Source organism: Bacillus sp. 1A, assembly GCF_052682215.1.
Window position 1 is genome coordinate 750,198 of record NZ_JBQYLZ010000001.1, and the last position, 19,675, is coordinate 769,872.

The 19,675-nt window shown below is 31.2% G+C and carries 13 protein-coding genes; 6 read left to right on the top strand and 7 right to left on the bottom strand.

What is annotated here, in order from left to right; genetic code table 11:
• Positions 1–392: 392 nt before the first annotated feature.
• The 6 genes from ACUN0F_RS03885 to ACUN0F_RS03910 all read left to right on the top strand — a co-directional run bounded on the left by ACUN0F_RS03885 (position 393) and on the right by ACUN0F_RS03910 (position 10,335).
• On the top strand, positions 393–2,375 hold the full coding sequence (locus tag ACUN0F_RS03885) for a methyl-accepting chemotaxis protein (RefSeq protein WP_445539141.1): 1,983 nt from the start codon (positions 393–395) through the stop codon (positions 2,373–2,375).
• 308 nt (positions 2,376–2,683) lie between these two features.
• A complete protein-coding gene (locus ACUN0F_RS03890) occupies positions 2,684–2,911 on the top strand; it encodes a hypothetical protein (protein ID WP_087985478.1) in 228 nt (75 codons plus the stop codon).
• Between the two features lie 285 nt (positions 2,912–3,196).
• Complete coding sequence (locus ACUN0F_RS03895; RefSeq protein ID WP_445540797.1) at positions 3,197–4,465, top strand: glycoside hydrolase family 5 protein; 1,269 nt, start codon at positions 3,197–3,199, stop codon at positions 4,463–4,465.
• Positions 4,466–5,036: 571 nt separating this feature from the next.
• Positions 5,037–7,640, top strand: coding sequence for a putative mucin/carbohydrate-binding domain-containing protein (locus ACUN0F_RS03900; RefSeq protein ID WP_445539142.1), 2,604 nt, complete (start codon positions 5,037–5,039; stop codon positions 7,638–7,640).
• 255 nt (positions 7,641–7,895) lie between these two features.
• A complete protein-coding gene (locus ACUN0F_RS03905) occupies positions 7,896–8,444 on the top strand; it encodes a fascin domain-containing protein (protein ID WP_131934613.1) in 549 nt (182 codons plus the stop codon).
• Between the two features lie 1,555 nt (positions 8,445–9,999).
• A complete protein-coding gene (locus ACUN0F_RS03910) occupies positions 10,000–10,335 on the top strand; it encodes a hypothetical protein (RefSeq protein ID WP_131935178.1) in 336 nt (111 codons plus the stop codon).
• 508 nt (positions 10,336–10,843) lie between these two features.
• Here the strand turns inward: ACUN0F_RS03910 and ACUN0F_RS03915 are convergent.
• The 7 genes from ACUN0F_RS03915 to ACUN0F_RS03945 form a co-directional block, all read right to left on the bottom strand.
• A complete protein-coding gene (locus ACUN0F_RS03915) occupies positions 10,844–11,005 on the bottom strand; it encodes a hypothetical protein (protein WP_445539143.1) in 162 nt (53 codons plus the stop codon).
• Positions 11,005–12,120, bottom strand: coding sequence for a response regulator aspartate phosphatase (locus tag ACUN0F_RS03920; RefSeq protein WP_327960770.1), 1,116 nt, complete (start codon positions 12,118–12,120; stop codon positions 11,005–11,007). The genes ACUN0F_RS03915 and ACUN0F_RS03920 overlap by 1 nt, the downstream gene beginning before the upstream one ends.
• A gap of 1,107 nt (positions 12,121–13,227) precedes the next feature.
• On the bottom strand, positions 13,228–14,316 hold the full coding sequence (gene rfbG, locus ACUN0F_RS03925; RefSeq protein ID WP_445539144.1) for a CDP-glucose 4,6-dehydratase: 1,089 nt from the start codon (positions 14,314–14,316) through the stop codon (positions 13,228–13,230).
• A gap of 28 nt (positions 14,317–14,344) precedes the next feature.
• Entirely contained in the window at positions 14,345–15,304 is a 960-nt protein-coding gene (locus ACUN0F_RS03930) for an NAD-dependent epimerase/dehydratase family protein (protein ID WP_445539145.1), read from the bottom strand.
• 82 nt (positions 15,305–15,386) lie between these two features.
• Positions 15,387–17,456: a glycosyl transferase gene (locus tag ACUN0F_RS03935; protein WP_445539146.1), complete on the bottom strand. Its 2,070-nt coding sequence runs from the start codon at positions 17,454–17,456 to the stop codon at positions 15,387–15,389.
• A 20-nt stretch (positions 17,457–17,476) separates the two neighbouring features.
• Positions 17,477–18,226: a sugar phosphate nucleotidyltransferase gene (locus tag ACUN0F_RS03940; RefSeq protein WP_131935149.1), complete on the bottom strand. Its 750-nt coding sequence runs from the start codon at positions 18,224–18,226 to the stop codon at positions 17,477–17,479.
• A gap of 653 nt (positions 18,227–18,879) precedes the next feature.
• Complete coding sequence (locus ACUN0F_RS03945; RefSeq protein WP_445539147.1) at positions 18,880–19,557, bottom strand: papain-like cysteine peptidase; 678 nt, start codon at positions 19,555–19,557, stop codon at positions 18,880–18,882.
• Positions 19,558–19,675: the final 118 nt, after the last annotated feature.

A 19,675-nucleotide genomic window follows, 5' to 3' on the forward strand; every position in this document is an offset into this window, starting at 1 on the left:
TATTAAGTATAATTAACCAAAAATAAATTCACTTAGTTAAGTTTTAGAAAATTTATTATGGTAAGGATTTCATTAAATTTGAATCGTTCTAGATTAAACTTGTGATTCCATCAAAGTCAAAAATCAGCATTTAAATGAATTCCATGTTTCATCTAGGTAATTTAGAATAATTTGTAGTCTTAACATTGCTTAATATAGAAAATAACATATTTGAAAGGTGGATAGATAAAACTCTGCTTGTAAAAATTAAATTGTTATATGATAAGATATATGTAAAAGGATATAACGGTGAGTTCATATTGAATGATACCATAAATGAATGTAGAAAAAATAAAGGAGCAAGCGATTAAATAAACTATATCAGTTGTTAGAATGAAAGGGAGAAGTAGAGAGTGTTTAAAATAAAAGAAAGATTGGAACAAATGAAGCTTAAAACGAAGTTGTCTATGGCATTTATTGCAATATTAATTATACCAAGTCTTATTGTGGGAATAACATCTTATAATGAGTCGAAAACAGATCTTAATGATACAATTCTACAAGCTGCGAAAGATAATGTGAGTATTTTAAATAAGATAGTTGATGATGAATTAGAAAATAAACAAGTAGATGTAACTTATTTTGCAAAGATACTTAAACAAGGTGATTATAATGCTGACCAATTGCAAAATGTACAAAGTAAATTTGAACAATATATACAGTTACATCCAGAGATAGAAACAATTTATACTACATCCAGTAATAATCAATTTATTCAAGCACCTGTTGGAAAAATACCAGAAGGATTTAATTCGTTAGAAAGTAGTTGGTATAAGGATGCAGTAAAAGCCAATGGAGAAATTATTGTTTCGTCTCCTTATAAATCAAAGTCTACAGGAAATATGGTAATAGCAATTGCAAAGCAAAATGCTGATAAAAGTGGTGTCATTGGTGTGGACTTAAATATTGATGATATCGTAAAAACTTCTAAAATGATAAAAATAGGAAAACAAGGCTTTGTATCTATAGTAAGTCAAGATAAGACTATCGTTGTTCATCCTACACTTAAGCCAGGTGAGAAATTAGAGAAATCATTAGCAGATGAACTATACAAGAAAGAAGATGGAGTAATTACTTATAGTCTTAATGGCGAGGATCGAAACATAAGCTTTAAAACAAACAAAAAAACAGGTTGGAAAATAGCTGGTGTAATGCCTATTAAAGAAATTAAAGAAGCTACCAATCCTATTTTTTATAAAACGCTCACTATAATTGTGGCTTCATTGTTGTTAGGTGGAATTGTAATTTTCTTCATTCTTAAATCTATTATTAATCCACTAAGACAATTAGTTATTTCAGCTCAAAGAATTAGTCAGGGAGATTTAACTGAGAAAATAGATATTCGTTCCAAGGATGAATTTGGTCAATTAGGTAGTAGTTTTAACACAATGGCAGAGTCGTTACGTAATATAATTTCTCGAATTAACACATCTGCAGGACATGTGGCCGCTTCGTCTGAGGAACTAACTGCTAGCGTAGAGCAAGCAAGTGTTGCGACAGAACAAATTACAAAAGAAATGGAAGAGATATCGAATAGTGCAGAGGTTCAAAATAATGAAGTGGCGTCTGGAGCGAAATTAATTGGTGATGTTACGCGTAACATTCAATGCGTAGCTGATAATGCTTCTGAAGTATCGGCCTCATCCTTATATACAAAACAAAAAGCTAATGAGGGCGAACAATTAGTAGAACAAACTGTAACGCAAATGGAGTCAATCCATCATTCTGTTTCTCAATCCGATAATGTAATTAAATTATTAGATAAAAAATCGCAGCAAATCGGAAGTATCTTAGAAGCAATTCAAAATATTGCAGAACAAACAAATCTATTAGCATTGAATGCAGCGATTGAAGCGGCTAGAGCAGGAGAACAAGGGCGTGGATTTGCAATTGTTGCCGATGAAGTCAGGAAGTTAGCAGAGCAATCATCCGAATCTTCAATGGAAATTGGAAATTTAATTACTGAAATACAAGCAGATGTACATGAAACTGTAAAAGCTATGAATGAAGTAGGAGTTGAAGTGCAGTCGGGGATTCAGGTTGCGAATGATACAAAACAAAGTTTTTATGAAATCTCAAAATCTGCAAATGATATCGTGTCAAAAGTACATGGTATGGTGGAATTATCAAATAAAATGACAAGTGATGTAATGGAAGTCGATACATCAATTAATCAAATATCTATGGCTGTGAAAGAGAATTCTTCAAGTATGCAAACGATAGCCGGTTCATCTGAGGAGCAACATGCTTCTATGGAAGAGATAAATTCTTCAGCAATACAATTAGCACAGATGGCCGAAGAACTTCAAGAATTAATTGGTGGATTTAAGATATAAGTTCAGATTCTAGGATAGAATCCTAGATAGTATGTTTAAGGATAGCAGTTAAAAACCTTATAATGTAGTAAGTAAATATAATATGTATTTTTTATAGAGATTGCACATGCAGATCAACTACTTTAAATGGTAGTTGATCTTTTTTATCATTTTATATTGGTTAGTACAGGAAGAAAATGATGGGAGGATGTAAGGTATATTATCCTTTCAAAAAGTGATAGTAATTTATCGTAAAAAGAGGTTTCTATTACGAGATTATGTGAAAATATAATTTCAAATAATAGATTTAAGGAGGATGTGTTTCATAAATGGAGCAGGTTATACAAGAGTTTTTTTCTCCAAGTAAAAACTATAAGGTTCAAATCATTAGGAGAAAAGATGGGCTATATACGACAGAAGCTTATAGATGGATGGAGGATTGTGGATATGAATTTTGGAGTTATATATCACAAGGATTGACTTTGATAGATAGTGAGGAGCATGCGCGAAAGATTGCTATGGAACAACTAAAGGAATGTTCAAGAGATGAGTTTTAATAATACGCTGTTTTATCTGTAAATTTATAAGAGAGTATGATGTTTTTTGAAAATATAGAAAAATCATTTAATCTTATTTATTTTATAAGAATTGTAAGGTATATTAAAAGTAGGTGCAAAAATGCACTATTTGAAAAAGAGTGCAAGTCAAAAAGGAATCCGTAAAGGATTCCTTTTTTGTTTTTTAGAAAATGAAGCAACTTCCTATTATCTCTGTCTTTTTTATAAACATAAAAGGTATTTTTGGAAAATTGCCATATTCCTGTAACAAAACAAAGGTATGTTATGTGTGTAAAAGATAAAGAGAAAGAAGGAAAAGTTGTGAAAAAAATTTTACCAATTGTTGCGTTGTTAGGCATGATGAATTTTGGAGTACAGGAAATGAATGTAAGAGCTGATACCTATTACAAGAGCGATTCAAAAATTAGTTTTTGGGATTCAAAAAGAAAGGGTACTAATTTCATGAATAGTACGTCATTACCTGAGAACTATAAAAGTGCAAAAGAAGCTAATATTGAATATGTTCGTTTAGCACCTGATAAATGGGCAAAAGATAAAGACTATTTATTTGATGATAAACCAGATACCTCTGGAAAGGATTTTCTGATAGGTAATGCAGATAACTATCAGGGATTAGTAAAGGAGGATTTAGAAAAATTAAAAGCGGATTTAGATGCCGCACAATCGCAGGGAATGAAAGTTGTTCTTACAATGTTATCATTGCCCGGTGATCGGTGGCGCCAATTTAATAATAACAAGAATGACGACAGAATATGGGAAGACGAGAAATATCAAGAACAAGCAAGTCAATTTTGGAAAGACCTTGCTTTGGAGCTAAAAGATCACCCTGCAGTGGTCGGTTATAATATTATAAATGAACCGCATCCAGAAACAGCCAAAAATAATAGATATAATGATTTTTGGACGGAAGATTACGAGAAATGGTATGCAAAAGTAAAAGGAACGACAGCAGATTTAAACAGATTTTATGAAAAGGTGATCAATTCCATTCGAGAAGTGGATCAAGAAACACCGGTTATATTAGATTCAGGTTTATATGCTACTCCATGGGCCTTTAAATATTTAAAACCAGTAGAGGATAAAAAAACACTTTACGCATTTCATATGTATGAACCATATGAATTAACGAGTCAAGTTGAAAAACAAAACAAGGAATATCAATATCCTGGATTAGTAAAAGTAGGGGATTTAGAGAAACCTGTAATGTGGAATAAACAGGGGTTAGAGAAATTTTTAAAACCGATTCAACAATGGTCTAAGAAAAATCATGTACCATCTAATCGAATTATTGCAGAGGAGTTTGGAATTAACCGTACCGTTCCAGGAGCTACCCAATACATGCAAGATCTTATTTCTATCTTCAACCAAAAAGGTTGGCATAAATCATTCTATGCATTCCGTGAAGACACATGGACGGGAATGAATTATGAATTGGGAACAGGAAAAATAAAATGGGACGAAGAGGGTAAGCCGATACGTCAAGATAATCCACTATGGGATGTAATAAAAAAAGATTTACAGGGGCTTAAGTAGTTTAAAATGCTTGGTTTAAGAACTAAGCGTAAGCATCTAATTCAAATAGAATTAGATGCTTTTTATATCAAAAAAGGCGGAGTCATATTAAAGATTCCGCCTTTCTTTTACATATAGAGTAGCAACCTGGTTTATTTACAATAAACAATAAAATTCTTAGAGAATAGCTTAGAAAAAAGTTGAGGAAGTTTAAATAAATGTGGTTGCAATTATTAAAACCTTTGAAGTTAAAAAAACTTTTATGAATTTTTTGCTAGATTATAAGCTTTAAATGTTGAAATTTATTTACTTATTTCGCCAAATGAATACATTTATACAATTAGATGGAAGTTAAGGGTGTTGAATCAAAACATAATAGTTTGTTATTGATGAGTTTATCGTAAAGTTGTTATTTAATGTGTCATCAAATAGTATTTGTATACAATGATAAATAAAGAAAAGGAGATTATTATGAGAAAAAATAGATTAAAAGATACAACATAGATAGCATGAATCATGAATAGCTTGGGGTGTAAAAACATAAAAAAAACAAAAATCCTTAAGTGCATTAAGGAAAAATGAGGGAGATAATATGGGGAATAATTCAAAACATAAAACTAGAAAAATACTTGCAGCCACCGCTACAGTAACTATGCTTGCAACTGGAATGATTTCTACAACAAATATCATTGCAGAGGAAACGCAGCAGCAAAATAAAATATCGACATCACTTCAGGAGGAAAAGTCAGTTAAATCAGAAAATAGGACATATACAGTCCCAGGAAAAGGGGATGTAGAGGTACTGAAACAACAGGAAAGAAAAAGTATGGCATTTAGTCCATATGAACCGACTGGTTTATATGCAAAGCCAAATGAACAAATAACGATTAATGTAGAAGGATATCAAAATATTCAAGCATACATTGGAACGTATTCGTATGATGCTTCTTGGAGAGAAGATTCTAAAATAAAATCATTTACATTAAAACCAGGTATAAACACAATCCAATCTCCAAATGGAGGAATGATTTATTTTTACAATAAACAACAAGGTGGTACCATTCGAACAACAGTCACAACTGGTGGAACGACTACTCCTCTCTTTGAACTAGGCAAGCATACAAAACAAGATTTAATAGACATGCTGAACCAATACCCAAATGCACATGCAGTGGAGCTAAAAGGAGAACGTGTATTAATTACGGCCAGCCCTGCACGTGTTAAGAAATATTTGCTAGGTTCTAATACAGATCCTGTACAACTCTTAAAAAAGATGGATGAAGCTACCCGAATTCAAGACAAAGTAGCTGGATTATCCGAAGAACAAGCTGACAAGCATTATATTCATTACGTAGAAGAAAATCATTCACCAGATTATTATATGTATGCGACTTCTTATCGAACTGCATATGTAGGAGATGCAATTCAATACGTGTTAGATATTAATAAATTTATAAAAGATGGTTGGGGTCCTTGGCATGAGGCAGGGCATTTGAGACAGCAATCACCATGGAAGTTTTATAATATGACAGAAGTACAAAATAATATTTACAGCCTTTCTGTAGAAAAGGCGTTTAATCAACCATCCAATTTAGAGAAAAGTGGAATTTATCTGAAAGCGTTTCAATATCTAGAACAAACGAATAAAAATTATGACGAAATTAGTGATGTTTTTGTTAAGCTTGTTATGCTTTGGCAACTACAATTAGCATATGGAGAAGACTTCTATCCTAAACTGCATCAATTGTATAGAGATATGCCTTCTAATGAACTTCCACAAACTGATGAAAATAAAAAACAATTATTTATGATCTCAGCATCAAAAGTAGCCAAACAAAATTTGATGCCTTTCTTTGAGAAGTGGGGATTACGTCCAAACAATGATACCATTCAAAAAGTGGCTGCATTAGGATATCCGATTTTAACAGCAGAGATTTGGAAGGGGACGGATTCTAATCCGATTAAACCAGATGTGCCTAATGCAAATAATATTTTAGAAGGAAGCCAGTTTGCATGGTCAATGAAAGGGATTAGTGATTTCGAGTTTGCTAAAATCAATTTCATAAAGTCGACAGAAGAAATGCAAGTGGACTTAAAAGCAGGCGTACCGCATCATTATTTTAATGAAACATATGCGAGTATTAAAGTACAAAATGCATCAGGCAAAGTAGTATACAATAAAGACATTTATGGAAACAAACAACAAAATGCTGAATCGCAAAAAGTTCCAGTTAAAGTAGGAGATTATATTGAGTTAACACATCAAGAAGGTGTGCATAGAGCTACTTTAACAAATGTAGATAACAGTAAACAAGAAAGCTTTGGAAAAAAAGCAATGTACGAAGTTACAAAAGAAGGCCTGAAGAAAGTAGAAAAAATGCCAGAAGCAACAATTTTAGATGGAAATCAATTTGGCTGGTCACTAAAAGGGATTAGTGATTTCGAGTTTGCCAAAATCAATTTTAATAAGTCGACAGAAGAAATGCAAGTGGACTTAAAAGCAGGCGTACCGCATCATTATTTTAATGAAACATATGCGAGTATTAAAGTACAAAATGCATCAGGCAAAGTAGTATACAATAAAGACATCTATGGAAACAAACAACAAAATGCTGAATTGCAAAAAGTTCCAGTTAAAGTAGGAGATTATATTGAGTTAACACATCAAGAAGGTGTGCATAGAGCTACTTTAACAAATGTAGATAATAGTAAACAAGAAAGCTTTGGAAAAAAAGCAATGTACGAAGTTACAAAAGAAGGTTTGAAAAAAGTAGAAAAAATGCCAGAAACAACGGTTTTAGATGGAAATCAATTTAGTTGGTCTTTAAAAGGATATAGTGATAGAAAAATTGCAAAAGTAAATTATAATAGGGTAACAGAGAAAATACAGGTGAATTTAGAAGCAGGCGTACCACATTCTTATTTTAATAATACATATGCGAGTATCAAAGTACAGAATTCATCCGGTAGTGTTGTGTACAATAAGGAAATAGTGGGAAATAGACAGCAAACTGCTGAAAGCCAAACTGTGCCAGTCAAAGTGGGAGATTATATTGAGTTTACCCATATAGAAGGGGAAGCAGTGAATGAAAAGACTCGGGCTACACTTACTAACCTTGAGAATAATAAACAAGAATATATAGGCAATAAAAGAATCTATCAAGTTACTTCAACGGGATTAAACAAAATAGATTAACATGAAAAATATTCGGATTTTTAGTTAGATGCTTAATAGTCGTTCATTATGAACGGCTATTTGGCTTTTATTTAATATAAAGTGAAATTAATTTTAAAAATATGTTTGAGGACTGAGTGATGTTTAGGTGCTATAGATTTGAGAAAAAAGAAACAGAATAATAAGGTATTTGTTGATAAAGACTCTCTTGTATTACAATATTTTACATATTTGGTATGATGTATATGAGTGATATATATTAAGGGAGGAATGGGAATGAAGAGATTCATAATTCATGCAAATGGTAATAGGATCTTTAAAAAGTTAGTTTTAATGGTGGTGCCAATGGTTCTAATGATAATGATGATAACCCCATCGAATGGTGCATTGGCAGCCGAGCAATTAAAGGCAAGTTCACTAAAAGGTGTGAGTCTATTTAATGGAAGCTGGACTGTTGCTATACAAGCTGCAAATTTACAATATGTTTCTGCTGAGCCATCGGGAAATGTAGTAGCAAATCGTAATGCAGTTAATGAATGGGAGAAATTCGAATTAATTCCGACTGGGGAATTATATACGTATGCTTTAAAAGCGAAAAGTAATGGAAAGTACGTTTCGTTTGAGCCAAATGGTAGAGTAGTAGCAGATCGTACATCAATTGGGGCATGGGAAAAATTTATTTTATATAATGGTGGAGACAATAGGATATATGTATTACAAGCGTTAAGTAATGGTAGATTTATATCAGCAAATAGTGGTAGAGAATTAACTGCTAATAGTTATGTAGCTGGAAGTTGGGAAAGATTTGTTATTGTGTATTTCTAAATTTTGAAGTGTTTTATATATATAATAATGACTGGTTTAGTTCATATGCATGCTAAATAAAGAGTTAAGTACTTAATACAAGTGTATATTAAGGTGTAAAAAGGACTGACTGCAAGTAATTGTCAGTCCTTTTTGTATGTTAAATAAGTAATTACGTAGGATATAATGAGAAGAAAAAGAACCCTATTGGGTTCTTTTTCAAGGCATATTAATAGTAAGGAGAATCATGAAATGCTACTTCAAATCTTTATTAGGGGAAAGATTTTGAAAAAGCTTAACATACGTCTATTTTTACATAAATGTAAGATATAGTAAATTGATAATGTTTATACTTACTATTACTAATATTCAATTAATATAGTTAGCACTATGTGTATAGTGTTAACTGATGTTTAGTGTAGTATACATTTAGAAATCTAGTATTAGATTATAATTGTCAAAAAAGCTAATAGATTTATCATTTCAAATTCTAACTAACATTTAAACGATTTTAATTGAAATGGGGTTTGTATTAACTCTTATAAGCTAATGAAAGTAAATAAAATAAACAAAGACCCTGTAAAAAAATACAGGGTCGGATACAGGGTTAAGGGAACGCATAGTTTCTTAAAAACATAATAGCATATATTTTTTGTATAGTTATAAGAGGATTTTGACAAAATTAAGAACAAGACAGAAAATCTTTAAGAAATATATTGGTGGAGATATGATTTGGAAGTGAACTGTTTATCTGTTGATATAGATGAAAACTTTGGAGCATCGTGATCAAACTTTCTTTAAATAAGGGGTTTAGGTTATTGAGGTAATTGGATCTTCCTGAAAAAGAAAGATGTTTTTTAAATTAAAAGAAGAAAAGACACCTTTTGAGTGTCTTTTCTTTTGGGGTACAGCTCACATATTGCTGAATTAGATATGAAACCATAATTCAACTATGAAATAAACAACTTAAGAAATTTTAACATAATCTGAACTGAAAAAAATATGTAATAGTGCATCTTTAGTTTTCAATTGCTGTATTGGATATAGAACAGCAATATAAATAAAAAGGACATGCAGTCGTATCTGCCGCCCTTTTTAGGAGGAATTCAAGACACCAATAGAACACGTATTGGTAAAAAGGCTCAAAAATAGTATATGTAAAAAGAAATAGTCCTATACCAAAAGTGGACTGAGCTGTATTTTTTTTACTTATTCAAAAATCAAATACCGTTCTTTTCAAAAGCAGTACAGCAAACATAAGGTTTGAAATGGAATCAGAAAAAGTATACATGAAAATGGCAGACAACAATTGTGTCGCCTGCCGGTGCCAATAGACTGAATGAGTTAGTCAATTACTATAAATTGCTACCCCATTACCAGAAGAGTGAAGCCACTAGTTCAAACGGCTTAAACCTAGTTTGCCTAATAAAGAAAAAATTATGAGTGGAAATTTTGTTTGCTCTATATGAAAAGATAAGTAGATATTCATCAGACAAGGATAATACAGCATACCTTGAATAGGGTGTAGGAACGAATTAAGGAAAAGAATGTGATTAAGGAAGGGACTGAATCAGGAGTGGGAATTCTGGACAGGATTTGGGGAGCCGTGGTTGCCTTGGGCATTGCGACTAATATGGTTGCTTGTATAATGGCAGTATACATTCAAAAATATGAGCTAATGATAAACTACCTTACAAATATTTTATTTTTAATAATTATAGCGATAACGTATATTAAGATGAAAATTAACAAGTGGGTGGCGTTAGGATTTACGTTAGTTGTAATGGAAAAAGGTATTAAGGCAGGTTATGACTTCTACACACATGATTACTATGGTGTTAGTTGGAGTTTAGCTATCATTGTTTATTGCATATACGAGATGGAAAATTATTATGTTGAAACAAATAAATAGCCGCAAAAAATAAGGGTTAGTAGGCGGAATTCTTGTTAAAGTATACAATTTTTTTTAACAATGATATTACGGTCCTGTTTTTTACTTCAATAGCAAAAAAAAAAGACGCCATAAGGCGCCCCAAATTTGGGTAAACGAGGTTTTAGTTTTCCAATCTAAAGAAATTATGTATCAGCTCACAATGAGAGTATATCATAATATACAATCTAAAAAATATGCATTATTACATATCCGAGTTTAACAAAAGTAAGATGAGAGTAAATCAAAATATTATAAAAAAGACACTACAAGAGTGTCTTTTTTTGGGAAATACTCTATAATTAACTTTGGGGAAGGTAATATTGCATATGTAGAGTCGGTAGTTATAATAGCTAGAGTGTTTCCATTATTATTTAACAGATTTTCCTAAAAGATTCGCCTTCCTTAAGCGTGTACAGGGTGATACGTGAGAGATAAATTTTGATATGTAAAGCCCCTCCGAATGGAGGGGGCTTTAAATACACTTACATTAAGTTTGTTGTGGTGCACCATCATGATCACCAACACTATATGTGGGAGCGGGATAATGTCCATGAGTAGCAAACTGATCCGCTTTAGAAAATTGAGAAATCCCCACCGTTAGAACCCCAATAAAAGCAATCCCCGATAATAATAGGTTGATTTTTTTCATTATTTTAACACTCCTTTTTCGATTGATTTTCGTCTTGCTTGGTAACAAATATGGAAATAGTCACTTACCTTTTGGTGGTTCTCTAATTGTCTACATTTTGTGGCAAATAATTCAGCGTACTCGACAACATATTCCCATAATTCTTCTTCCTCAAAGTATAAGATTCCTTTTTGAATTATTTTTTCTAATTCTTCCAGTGGAATATTTTCATTTAATCTTTTTAAAATAGAGAAGTGGTGTGTGTATTCTTCGTTATGAATTCCTCTGCAGATTTGTAATCCTTTAACAATGAGTTTGCTAGCTGCTGATTGTTGTCCTAATTTATAATGCTCCTTAGCTTGTAGGAAGATAGCCTTAAAGTGTGTAGGGATTTTCTCTGTTACTTCTGAAAGGTGACGAATAGCTAACGTAGACATACTTTGATCAGAATACAGCCATCCCAAAGTACTTTTTACGAATAACAAGGAATCTTCTTCCTTATTCTTTTGTAGTAATTCAATTGCATAATGCAGATATTCTTCTGCTTGTTCGTACTGCTTTAAATAGATACAGCAACCTCCTAGCAAACTATTACAAAAGGCTGTTTTTACTTCATAACCTTCATACTTTGAAAAGATTGCTCTCGATTTATTTGCGTACTCAATAGAAGCGAGCATGTTATAGGTATGGTGATAAAAGGTAGCAATTCTATAGTAGAATTCAGCGTGTTCGATTTCATCTGGAATGTCTACTAATATCTTTTCTGCCAGTTTATAATGTTCCTCTGCCTCAGTAAAACTTGATATAAAAGTAGAATGAATGGATTTGAAAAAGTGATAATAGAAGCGTAGAAAATGGTCTGTAGGCATATCATAATCACTAATAGCATCAAAACTATTTTGTTGAATACCGAGACTATCTGTTAAGACTGTGTAACGAAATTCAAGTAATGAGTAATATAGTAACAAATTTTGATCCTGACGTTCTTGATTTGACTCAATGCTTAACTTATTAATTTTTTCATCAATTTTCTTTTTTAGATTAGTAGCTTTTACAACCTGTTGAGATAGCATAGATCGATACCAGTCGTTCAATAGAGAGGTTAATTGTTCATTGTCCTTTACAGAAACACTCACTATATATTCCCCCATTCTATAGAATTATCATAGTCCTATTAAATTGTAACTATCATAGCAAAATAGAAGGAAAAATGGAGGTATTTTACAATGTTTTTCAATAAAATTCATAAAAAATAATCAATTCATGTCGAATGTACCTAGAATTTAAGAAATTTCCTTTTCATAAAACGGATTCATTACGTATTCATTTTTAAATTAATTCATTGGGTACTATAGTATGTATTACCAAGAAATGTATAAACTTTGCGTATATAAATTAAGAAGAGAATAAAGAAAGTAAAAAAACTTGTAGGCATTCCTACAAGTTTTTTAGATAATGTAAAAAGGTGAGACAGACTATCTCATTACTCGTAACAGGGAAACTATCTTACTTATGACTTGATTTCATTATATAACGAGTATTAGCATTTAGAATTTTAATATTTGGGAATTTTGTGAGCTTAAGAAGAAGGTGCACTATTTTAAGGTCGTGTTCTTTTCGTTGATTAAAGGAAATTTAAAGACCGGTAGGGGATAACGTGCATAAAAGAGAAAATCTCCTTTAATCGTTCTGGAAAGATGGTTCTTAAAGCTATTTGTCTACAGAATAAACATTTCATGAATTTATTACCATTGGTGAAAGTAAATGAGAGACTCAATATATAAGCAAGAGCTTTGGTGAAGTAGCTATAAGAAGGGGATAGGTATAAATTTGTTAAAGTTCAGTGTAATTACCGGAATTTTCACCTTATTTTCTTTTCTGATAGGATAAGTCGAAGAAGATAGGAAGTTTTTCTTTAAAATAAGCTTTTTTGATAGGAAAAGATTTTCTTCATAACTAGAACAAATAAATGAATAAGTTCATATACTGTATTGTCGTTAAAGTAAGGCATTATTCTCTCTGAACCAAGGAATCACTAGCACAATATGTGATTCCTTTATTCTTAAGTATAATGTCTATGAATGATTTGAAATAAACGAAGAAATAAAATCTTTGTTAATGGGCAGTCACATGATTCTAGGTATAGTAGGTTCACAATTTAGACTAAAAAAGTTAATGTGTCTTTAGCTAAGAAGACTCCCACCTTAAGAAACAAGCAGTGAGTATGAGTAAGGGGGAATAGTTCAAAGCGTGGAATATTGTTTGATTTGGTTAACACATAAATTTAGCATCTCTGTACTGGTGTAAGAATTATAATGTTTATACCATTCTATTGTATTTTCTAAAGTCTGTTGTAGGGACCACTTCGGTTGCCAATTAAGCTTGAATTTTGCTTTACTAATGTCAAGGTTTAGTAAATTTGCTTCATGAAAATTCATTGGACCCATATTTTCTGATGTCCAATCCCCGCAACCCCAAATATCTAGTAAGCTCGTCACTAATTTTTCTACTGGAACAATATTGTCTAGGGATGGCCCAAAGTTCCATGCACCTGAAAAAATAATACCATTATTAATAATTTTTTCTGTGAGGAGTAAATACCCGTTTAAGGGTTCTAGTACATGTTGCCAGGGTCTAATAGCAGTAGGGTTTCTAATAATAATCTTTTTATTCGATTCTAATGCTCGTATACAATCAGGAATAATCCTATCTATTGACCAATCACCACCACCAATTACATTACCAGCTCGAACGCTTGCAATTATTTTCTTGTGGTGAGAAAATTTCTCTTCTGAAAAATAAGAATTTCGATAGGAAGAAATTAAAAGCTCACAGCATCCCTTACTTGAACTATATATGTCATGACCGCCCATAGGATCAATTTCACGATAACCCCAAGGCCATTCTTTATTTTCATAGCACTTGTCACTTGTCACCATAATTCCTATTTTAGCGGATTCATGTAATCGAATTGCCTCTAGTACATTCATAGTTCCTAGAACGTTTACCTCGTATGTTTCTCTAGGATATTCATAGGAATACTTAACTAGCGGTTGTGCAACTAAATGGAATACAATTTCAGGATTATAATCTGTAAAAACTTTATTTAGTTTACTAAAATCTCTTATGTCTCCGCGAATGTCTATTATATCATTTTGAAGATTGGTAACATTAAAGTTGTCATTTTTATTTTTAGGATCCAATGAATATCCAATTACAGTGGCACCTAATTCCTTCAACCATAGGGATAACCAAGAACCTTTAAAACCAGTATGTCCTGTAATTAAAATTTTCTTTCCGCAAAAAGCGTTATTAAAGTTTTTGTTTAACAATTAATCCACCTCCTTTAGTACAATATTTTTAGGGGATTAGATATAAATGTGTATTGTTTTTATACCAATTAATAGTTTTAATAATTCCTTCTTCAATATTAATTCTAGGTTCCCAAGAAAGAGATTCTTTAATTTTGTGAACATCTGCTTCAGGAACCCATCTTTCATTTGTTCTAGAGGAAATTGCACCGTAATTTGGTCTGGAATTGGTGTTCAAATGTTTGAATAATAATTCTACATAATGTTTTAAGGGATGAATGGTACCACTCCCAATATTAAAGATATCATTTTGTACAGTGGTATTTTCTACTGCTAGGATACAGGCATCTATTATATTTTCTATATAACAATAATCTCTTAATTGATTGCATAAAGTTAAATTTACATCTTTATTTTGTAACACTTGCAAGATAATATAGCTGAATATTTTATGTGGCTCCTCGGCCTCTCCGAATATGCCAAAAGGTCTTAGTGTTATAAGATTAATATTGTTTTCGCTTGCAATTTGATGGGCTAATATAGTAGCGGCAGCTTTGGTACATCCATAGATATCCACAGGAGTTAGTAGCATATTTTCATGAATAGGTTCCATTTTATTGCCGTATTCAGAACTACTGCCCATATGAATAATTTTTTTACAGTTTACTAATTTTGCTGCCTGAATTATGTTACATGTCCCTATAATATTTGTTTCTATAGCATGCATGTAGTCTGTATGGGCAGAATTTACACCATAGGCTGCCAGGTGAAAGATATAATCCGGATTAACTTTCTTTATTGCATCTTGTACTTGTTTTTTGTCTCGTATATCTATTTCATAGGTTTCAATATTTTTTAGAATATCGTTCAGTCTCCAAGAATTGGATGATGTTCTTATCAAAAGAACAATTTTTGCTTGTAAATTTAAAAGTCTTCGTACCAAGTGAGAACCAATAAAACCATATCCACCAGTAATAAGAAAAGTTTTATTTTTAAATGAAGTAATCATAGTGATAATCTATCCTTTATTAAGATGTATTTTTAGTTAATGGAATAAATTCACTTATTTTAACATAAGGAGAATATCAGTCTTAATTGTGATGAGGGAAGGAGTATTTAAAATAATTTTTTATTGTATTTGTATCAATTTGGCCAGCAAATAAAGGGGATGGGGATTTTTGAAAAGTCTCATTAAGGATATGACATGTCTTGTTCAATTGTTCAATATAAGGAATGTATATATGATCTAAAATCGTTGGAGGTAAGTCTAAAGTTTCATGTTTCCATAAGTCGAACTCATTTGGATTAATAATCTGCATACTTCCAAAATGAAAAGCAATTAATTCATCTTGATCAATAAGAACTTTGTTATCTGTTTTTGATATAGAACTGCTATTTAGAATTACATTCCAAGGTGCTGCATCAATACCTTTATGAGTCATGATTTTTATATTAGAAAAAATGTTAGGGATGTAATTTAAATATTTTTGGTCACCCCATCTATTCATTTCAACATCATAATGATTTTTGCAATATTCTAGGCATTTATCTTTCCACCATGTTAAAATTTCTTTACTATTTTGATCGTTTTTGAAGCCTACTAAACCAGCTTGGTATATACCGTGTATGCTTTCAATTTCAATAGAACTTCTTTGGGGGCATAGGAATATAGAGTATTTCCACCATTCATCAAGAATGATATTAGGTGCTGTAAAGAAATACATATCAGCATCACAATATATAATGTGATCAACTTCGGGATAAAGACTAAGGACATGTAGACAAAGAGGTGCTTTTAATGTCCAACAATATTCTTGTAAATTCCTCTCATTTTTTATACTGAGTAGTTCATGATTTTCAATATCTTTTACTGGAATGAGTATGGCGTGCTTTAATTTTAAGTTTTCTAATATTTGGTAAGTTGAATCATCCATACAACAGATCCATACAGTAAATTTAGTGTCGAGATTTTCTAAGGAATAATAAGAGGTCAATCCCTGAATTAATCGTTCTTTACTTATAATCATAGAAAAGTTCATAAAATGATTGGATTGATTCATTTTTCTTCTTAATTGTGAATCTTTATATAATGTTTGAGCTTCATTTATATCTTTTTTACTTAAAAATTGTTTTGTATTTTTATTGAATTTTTCTTTTAATTGCTTTAAAACAAATTGGATTCTCTCTAAATAAGGAGTGTAAATATGGTTTAATATATTGTTTGGTATTGAAATTGCTCCCAAAGACCATAGATCAAAATCATTTTCAGTAAAGATAGTAATACATGCAAAATGGTAAACAACTAGTTTATCATTTTCAATAAGTACATCATTGTTACTCTTGTCAATTTTGTAATCGTTATTATATATACAGTTCCAAGGCGCAGCATTTATACCTAAGTTATTGGAAATTTTTACTTTTGGAAAATAGATAGGGATATAATCTAAATACTTTTGGTCGCCAAACTTTCCCTCCTCAGGTTCGGCACTACACCAATCTATACATTTATTTTTCCACCACCTTACACTCTTTAGTCCATAGAGATCATTCTTAAATCCAATTAGACCAGCCTGATATTTACCGTACATTTTTTCTACCCAATCGCGATCTCTTTGGGGAGTAAGGAAAATAGAATGTTCACCCCATTCCTCAAAAATAATATTAGGATTAGAGAAAAAGCATAAATCACCATCACAATATAGAATAGATGGTAAATGGTAATTTACCAATAAATATTCTATTAAGACAGATTTTAAAGTCCAACAATATTCATTTACTTTTCTTTTTCTCTTAATTGCTTTTAGTTCACTATCTTCTAATTCTTCAACTTGTAAAAGGTTTACGTTAATTAGATTCATTTCTTTTAATAATGAATATGCAAAAGGATCTATACAACAAATCCACAATGTAAAGTTTTCTGAGTACTGCATTAATGATTGCTGTAAGGCAATGATTTTCAAGACATATTCACTACCTACAATGACACAGAAATGATTATTTAGATCATGTTGTTGATTATAGAATTGAGGGTTAATTTGTTTTTGAGTATTTTTAGGGGAGAGATTTGAAGTCTTAATTTCTGTTGAAAGCGGGTTAATTATTTTCTCATTAGAGGGGATATATAATCGAGGTAAACTTATTTTTTTATCATTAAAGCTCAATGTTTATTCAGTCCTCTCTACTAAAATTTATTAGGATTCCAACTTTCATCTACGGTTTTTAAATCTTTAGGTGTATCGACACTAGCCCAAAAATCATTGTGTTCATAGACTGCCAGCTCATTATCTTTTATTAAATTTCGGAGAGGATCTTCTTCTAGAACACAATCATCATTATTACCTAAATAATTGAATATTTCTTTGTTAAATACAAAAAACCCGCCGTTAATTACTTCATCAAGTAATGGTTTTTCTTTAAAATCAATAGCAATTCCATTTTCAACCGCTAATAGGCCATATTGACTATTCTTTTTAATTCCAGTTAATGTAGCAATTTTTCCTTTTTCTTTATGGAATGCTATTAGTTGATCAATATCTATATTGGCTAATCCATCGCCATAAGTTAATAAAAAGGTTTCACCCTGTACAAAGGGTTCAAGTTTTTTTAGTCTTGCCCCGGTCATTGTATCAATTCCTGTATCTATAAAGTGTATATTCCAATTTTCTAATTCCTGAAGTAGCGTATATTGACTGGTTTTAAAATTCAAACTAAAGTCATTCTCTTTCCAGCTAAAATCCATAAAATATTCTTTAATTTTCTCACCTTTATATCCTAAGGGCAAAATGAAATCAGAATGTCCATATTTTCTATACCAATTCATTATATGCAAGAGGAGAGGCTTTCCTTGAACTCGAACTAATGGTTTGGGAATGTCCTCTAAAATTCCTTGCATCCGTAGCCCTTTTCCGCCACACAAAATTATGACTTTCATAGATCTATTTCCTTCCTCTCTATATATTTTACTAATTTAAACTATGTAGCTTGTTTGATAAATGTATACACGGTTGTACCATAATGACAATCAACTACAAAAAATATGTTAAATTTATAATTCAAATGCTGATTAAATGTGGAGAATACGCACTGTAGTTTATCATCAATTGTATGTAAATTAGGTTGTTTTAAAAATTAATGCTTTAGTTTTATTTAATACTAATGAAAGAAATTGCTTGTTCGTAAGATAAAAGAGGGGGAGGGGGAGGGGAATTGAAGAAGCTTATAATGAAAAATCTAAGAAGACAAAATTATACTGAAAATAAGATAAAGTATGGAAGTAAGTAGTCATGAACATACTATGTAGCAGAATATACTGATTGTATAAATGATTTCAAAGAAATTAACTATTTAAAGGAAAAGTGAACAAATATTACATTTTACATTCTAGAAATCTAAAAAAGAGCACCGCATAAAGGTGCTCTAGTCATGGAATTAATTTTGTAAAGAACTATTGATCCTATAAAGAAGGACTTATGAATTATTATATGAACGGATAATGAATTAAGTGTGTATCAATTAGAGGGGAATTTTATTTCTCTACGCCTATTTTAATCTACAGACAAAATTATGTGAAAAGTAAAAAGAAAATTAATAAGTTAATGCTATTTTATTTAAAATATAATCCCAATCGGAATCATCACCTTCCCATCTATCCTGATAACGTGGGAGTTCAATTGAACAAACCCTCGGTATGCCCCAGTTTTGTTCAACAATATTAGATAAACCCTCCTTAAAGTTAACGATAAGAATATTAAAATCTTTATTTGTAATTTTGGATAATACGTTCTGTAATTCAACTGCTTCATCTCGATTTCCCCAAATTCTAATGAATAAAATGGATTCACTACTAGTTATTTTTTCAAGGAATTGATTAATTTTAGTGTCTAATTTAGCTTTAAAAGAAGGATAGATTACTTTCCAATCCTCATCTGAGTTAATAGGAAAGTCATGCATTGAAAAACAATTATAATAAGTGTCCTTTATACAGTAGGTAATTCGTTCTGCCCATTTAGTCTGATTATCAAATTCTGATTCAATAAGACCGTAACTTTCTGAACCTTCTATGACCATATTTTCCAACTTCATAAATTTTTCAAATCGATTTTGAAGTAATCTGTTTACATCTGAAAGTGATGGATAATAAAACCAATCTAAAGGTCCAGAAAATGTTCTTAGATGGTGCCTTTTGGTTTGGTTGGTAACTTGACACAATCCTCCTAAACTTACAATTACGCCATAGGATTTTTGTATATCTTCTAGGTTCATTCTCATCATCCTTTTTATAAAAAAATTTAAATTATCTGTTCAGTATATGTTGCAGTAATATATTGATGTGGACCTATATATCCAAGTATATAGAGCTAAGACATTCGTACAAACTTAA

Excerpts from the sequence above, each read along its gene's own strand:
- ACUN0F_RS03895 (WP_445540797.1), top strand. The coding sequence starts at position 3,197 with ATGTGTGTAAAAGATAAAGAGAAAGAAGGAAAAGTTGTGAAAAAAATT.
- ACUN0F_RS03905 (WP_131934613.1), top strand. The coding sequence starts at position 7,896 with ATGAAGAGATTCATAATTCATGCAAATGGTAATAGGATCTTTAAAAAG.
- ACUN0F_RS03900 (WP_445539142.1), top strand. The coding sequence starts at position 5,037 with ATGGGGAATAATTCAAAACATAAAACTAGAAAAATACTTGCAGCCACC.
- ACUN0F_RS03940 (WP_131935149.1), bottom strand. The coding sequence starts at position 18,226 with ATGAAAGTCATAATTTTGTGTGGCGGAAAAGGGCTACGGATGCAAGGA.
- ACUN0F_RS03945 (WP_445539147.1), bottom strand. The coding sequence starts at position 19,557 with ATGAACCTAGAAGATATACAAAAATCCTATGGCGTAATTGTAAGTTTA.
- ACUN0F_RS03930 (WP_445539145.1), bottom strand. The coding sequence starts at position 15,304 with ATGATTACTTCATTTAAAAATAAAACTTTTCTTATTACTGGTGGATAT.
- ACUN0F_RS03890 (WP_087985478.1), top strand. The coding sequence starts at position 2,684 with ATGGAGCAGGTTATACAAGAGTTTTTTTCTCCAAGTAAAAACTATAAG.
- ACUN0F_RS03915 (WP_445539143.1), bottom strand. The coding sequence starts at position 11,005 with ATGAAAAAAATCAACCTATTATTATCGGGGATTGCTTTTATTGGGGTT.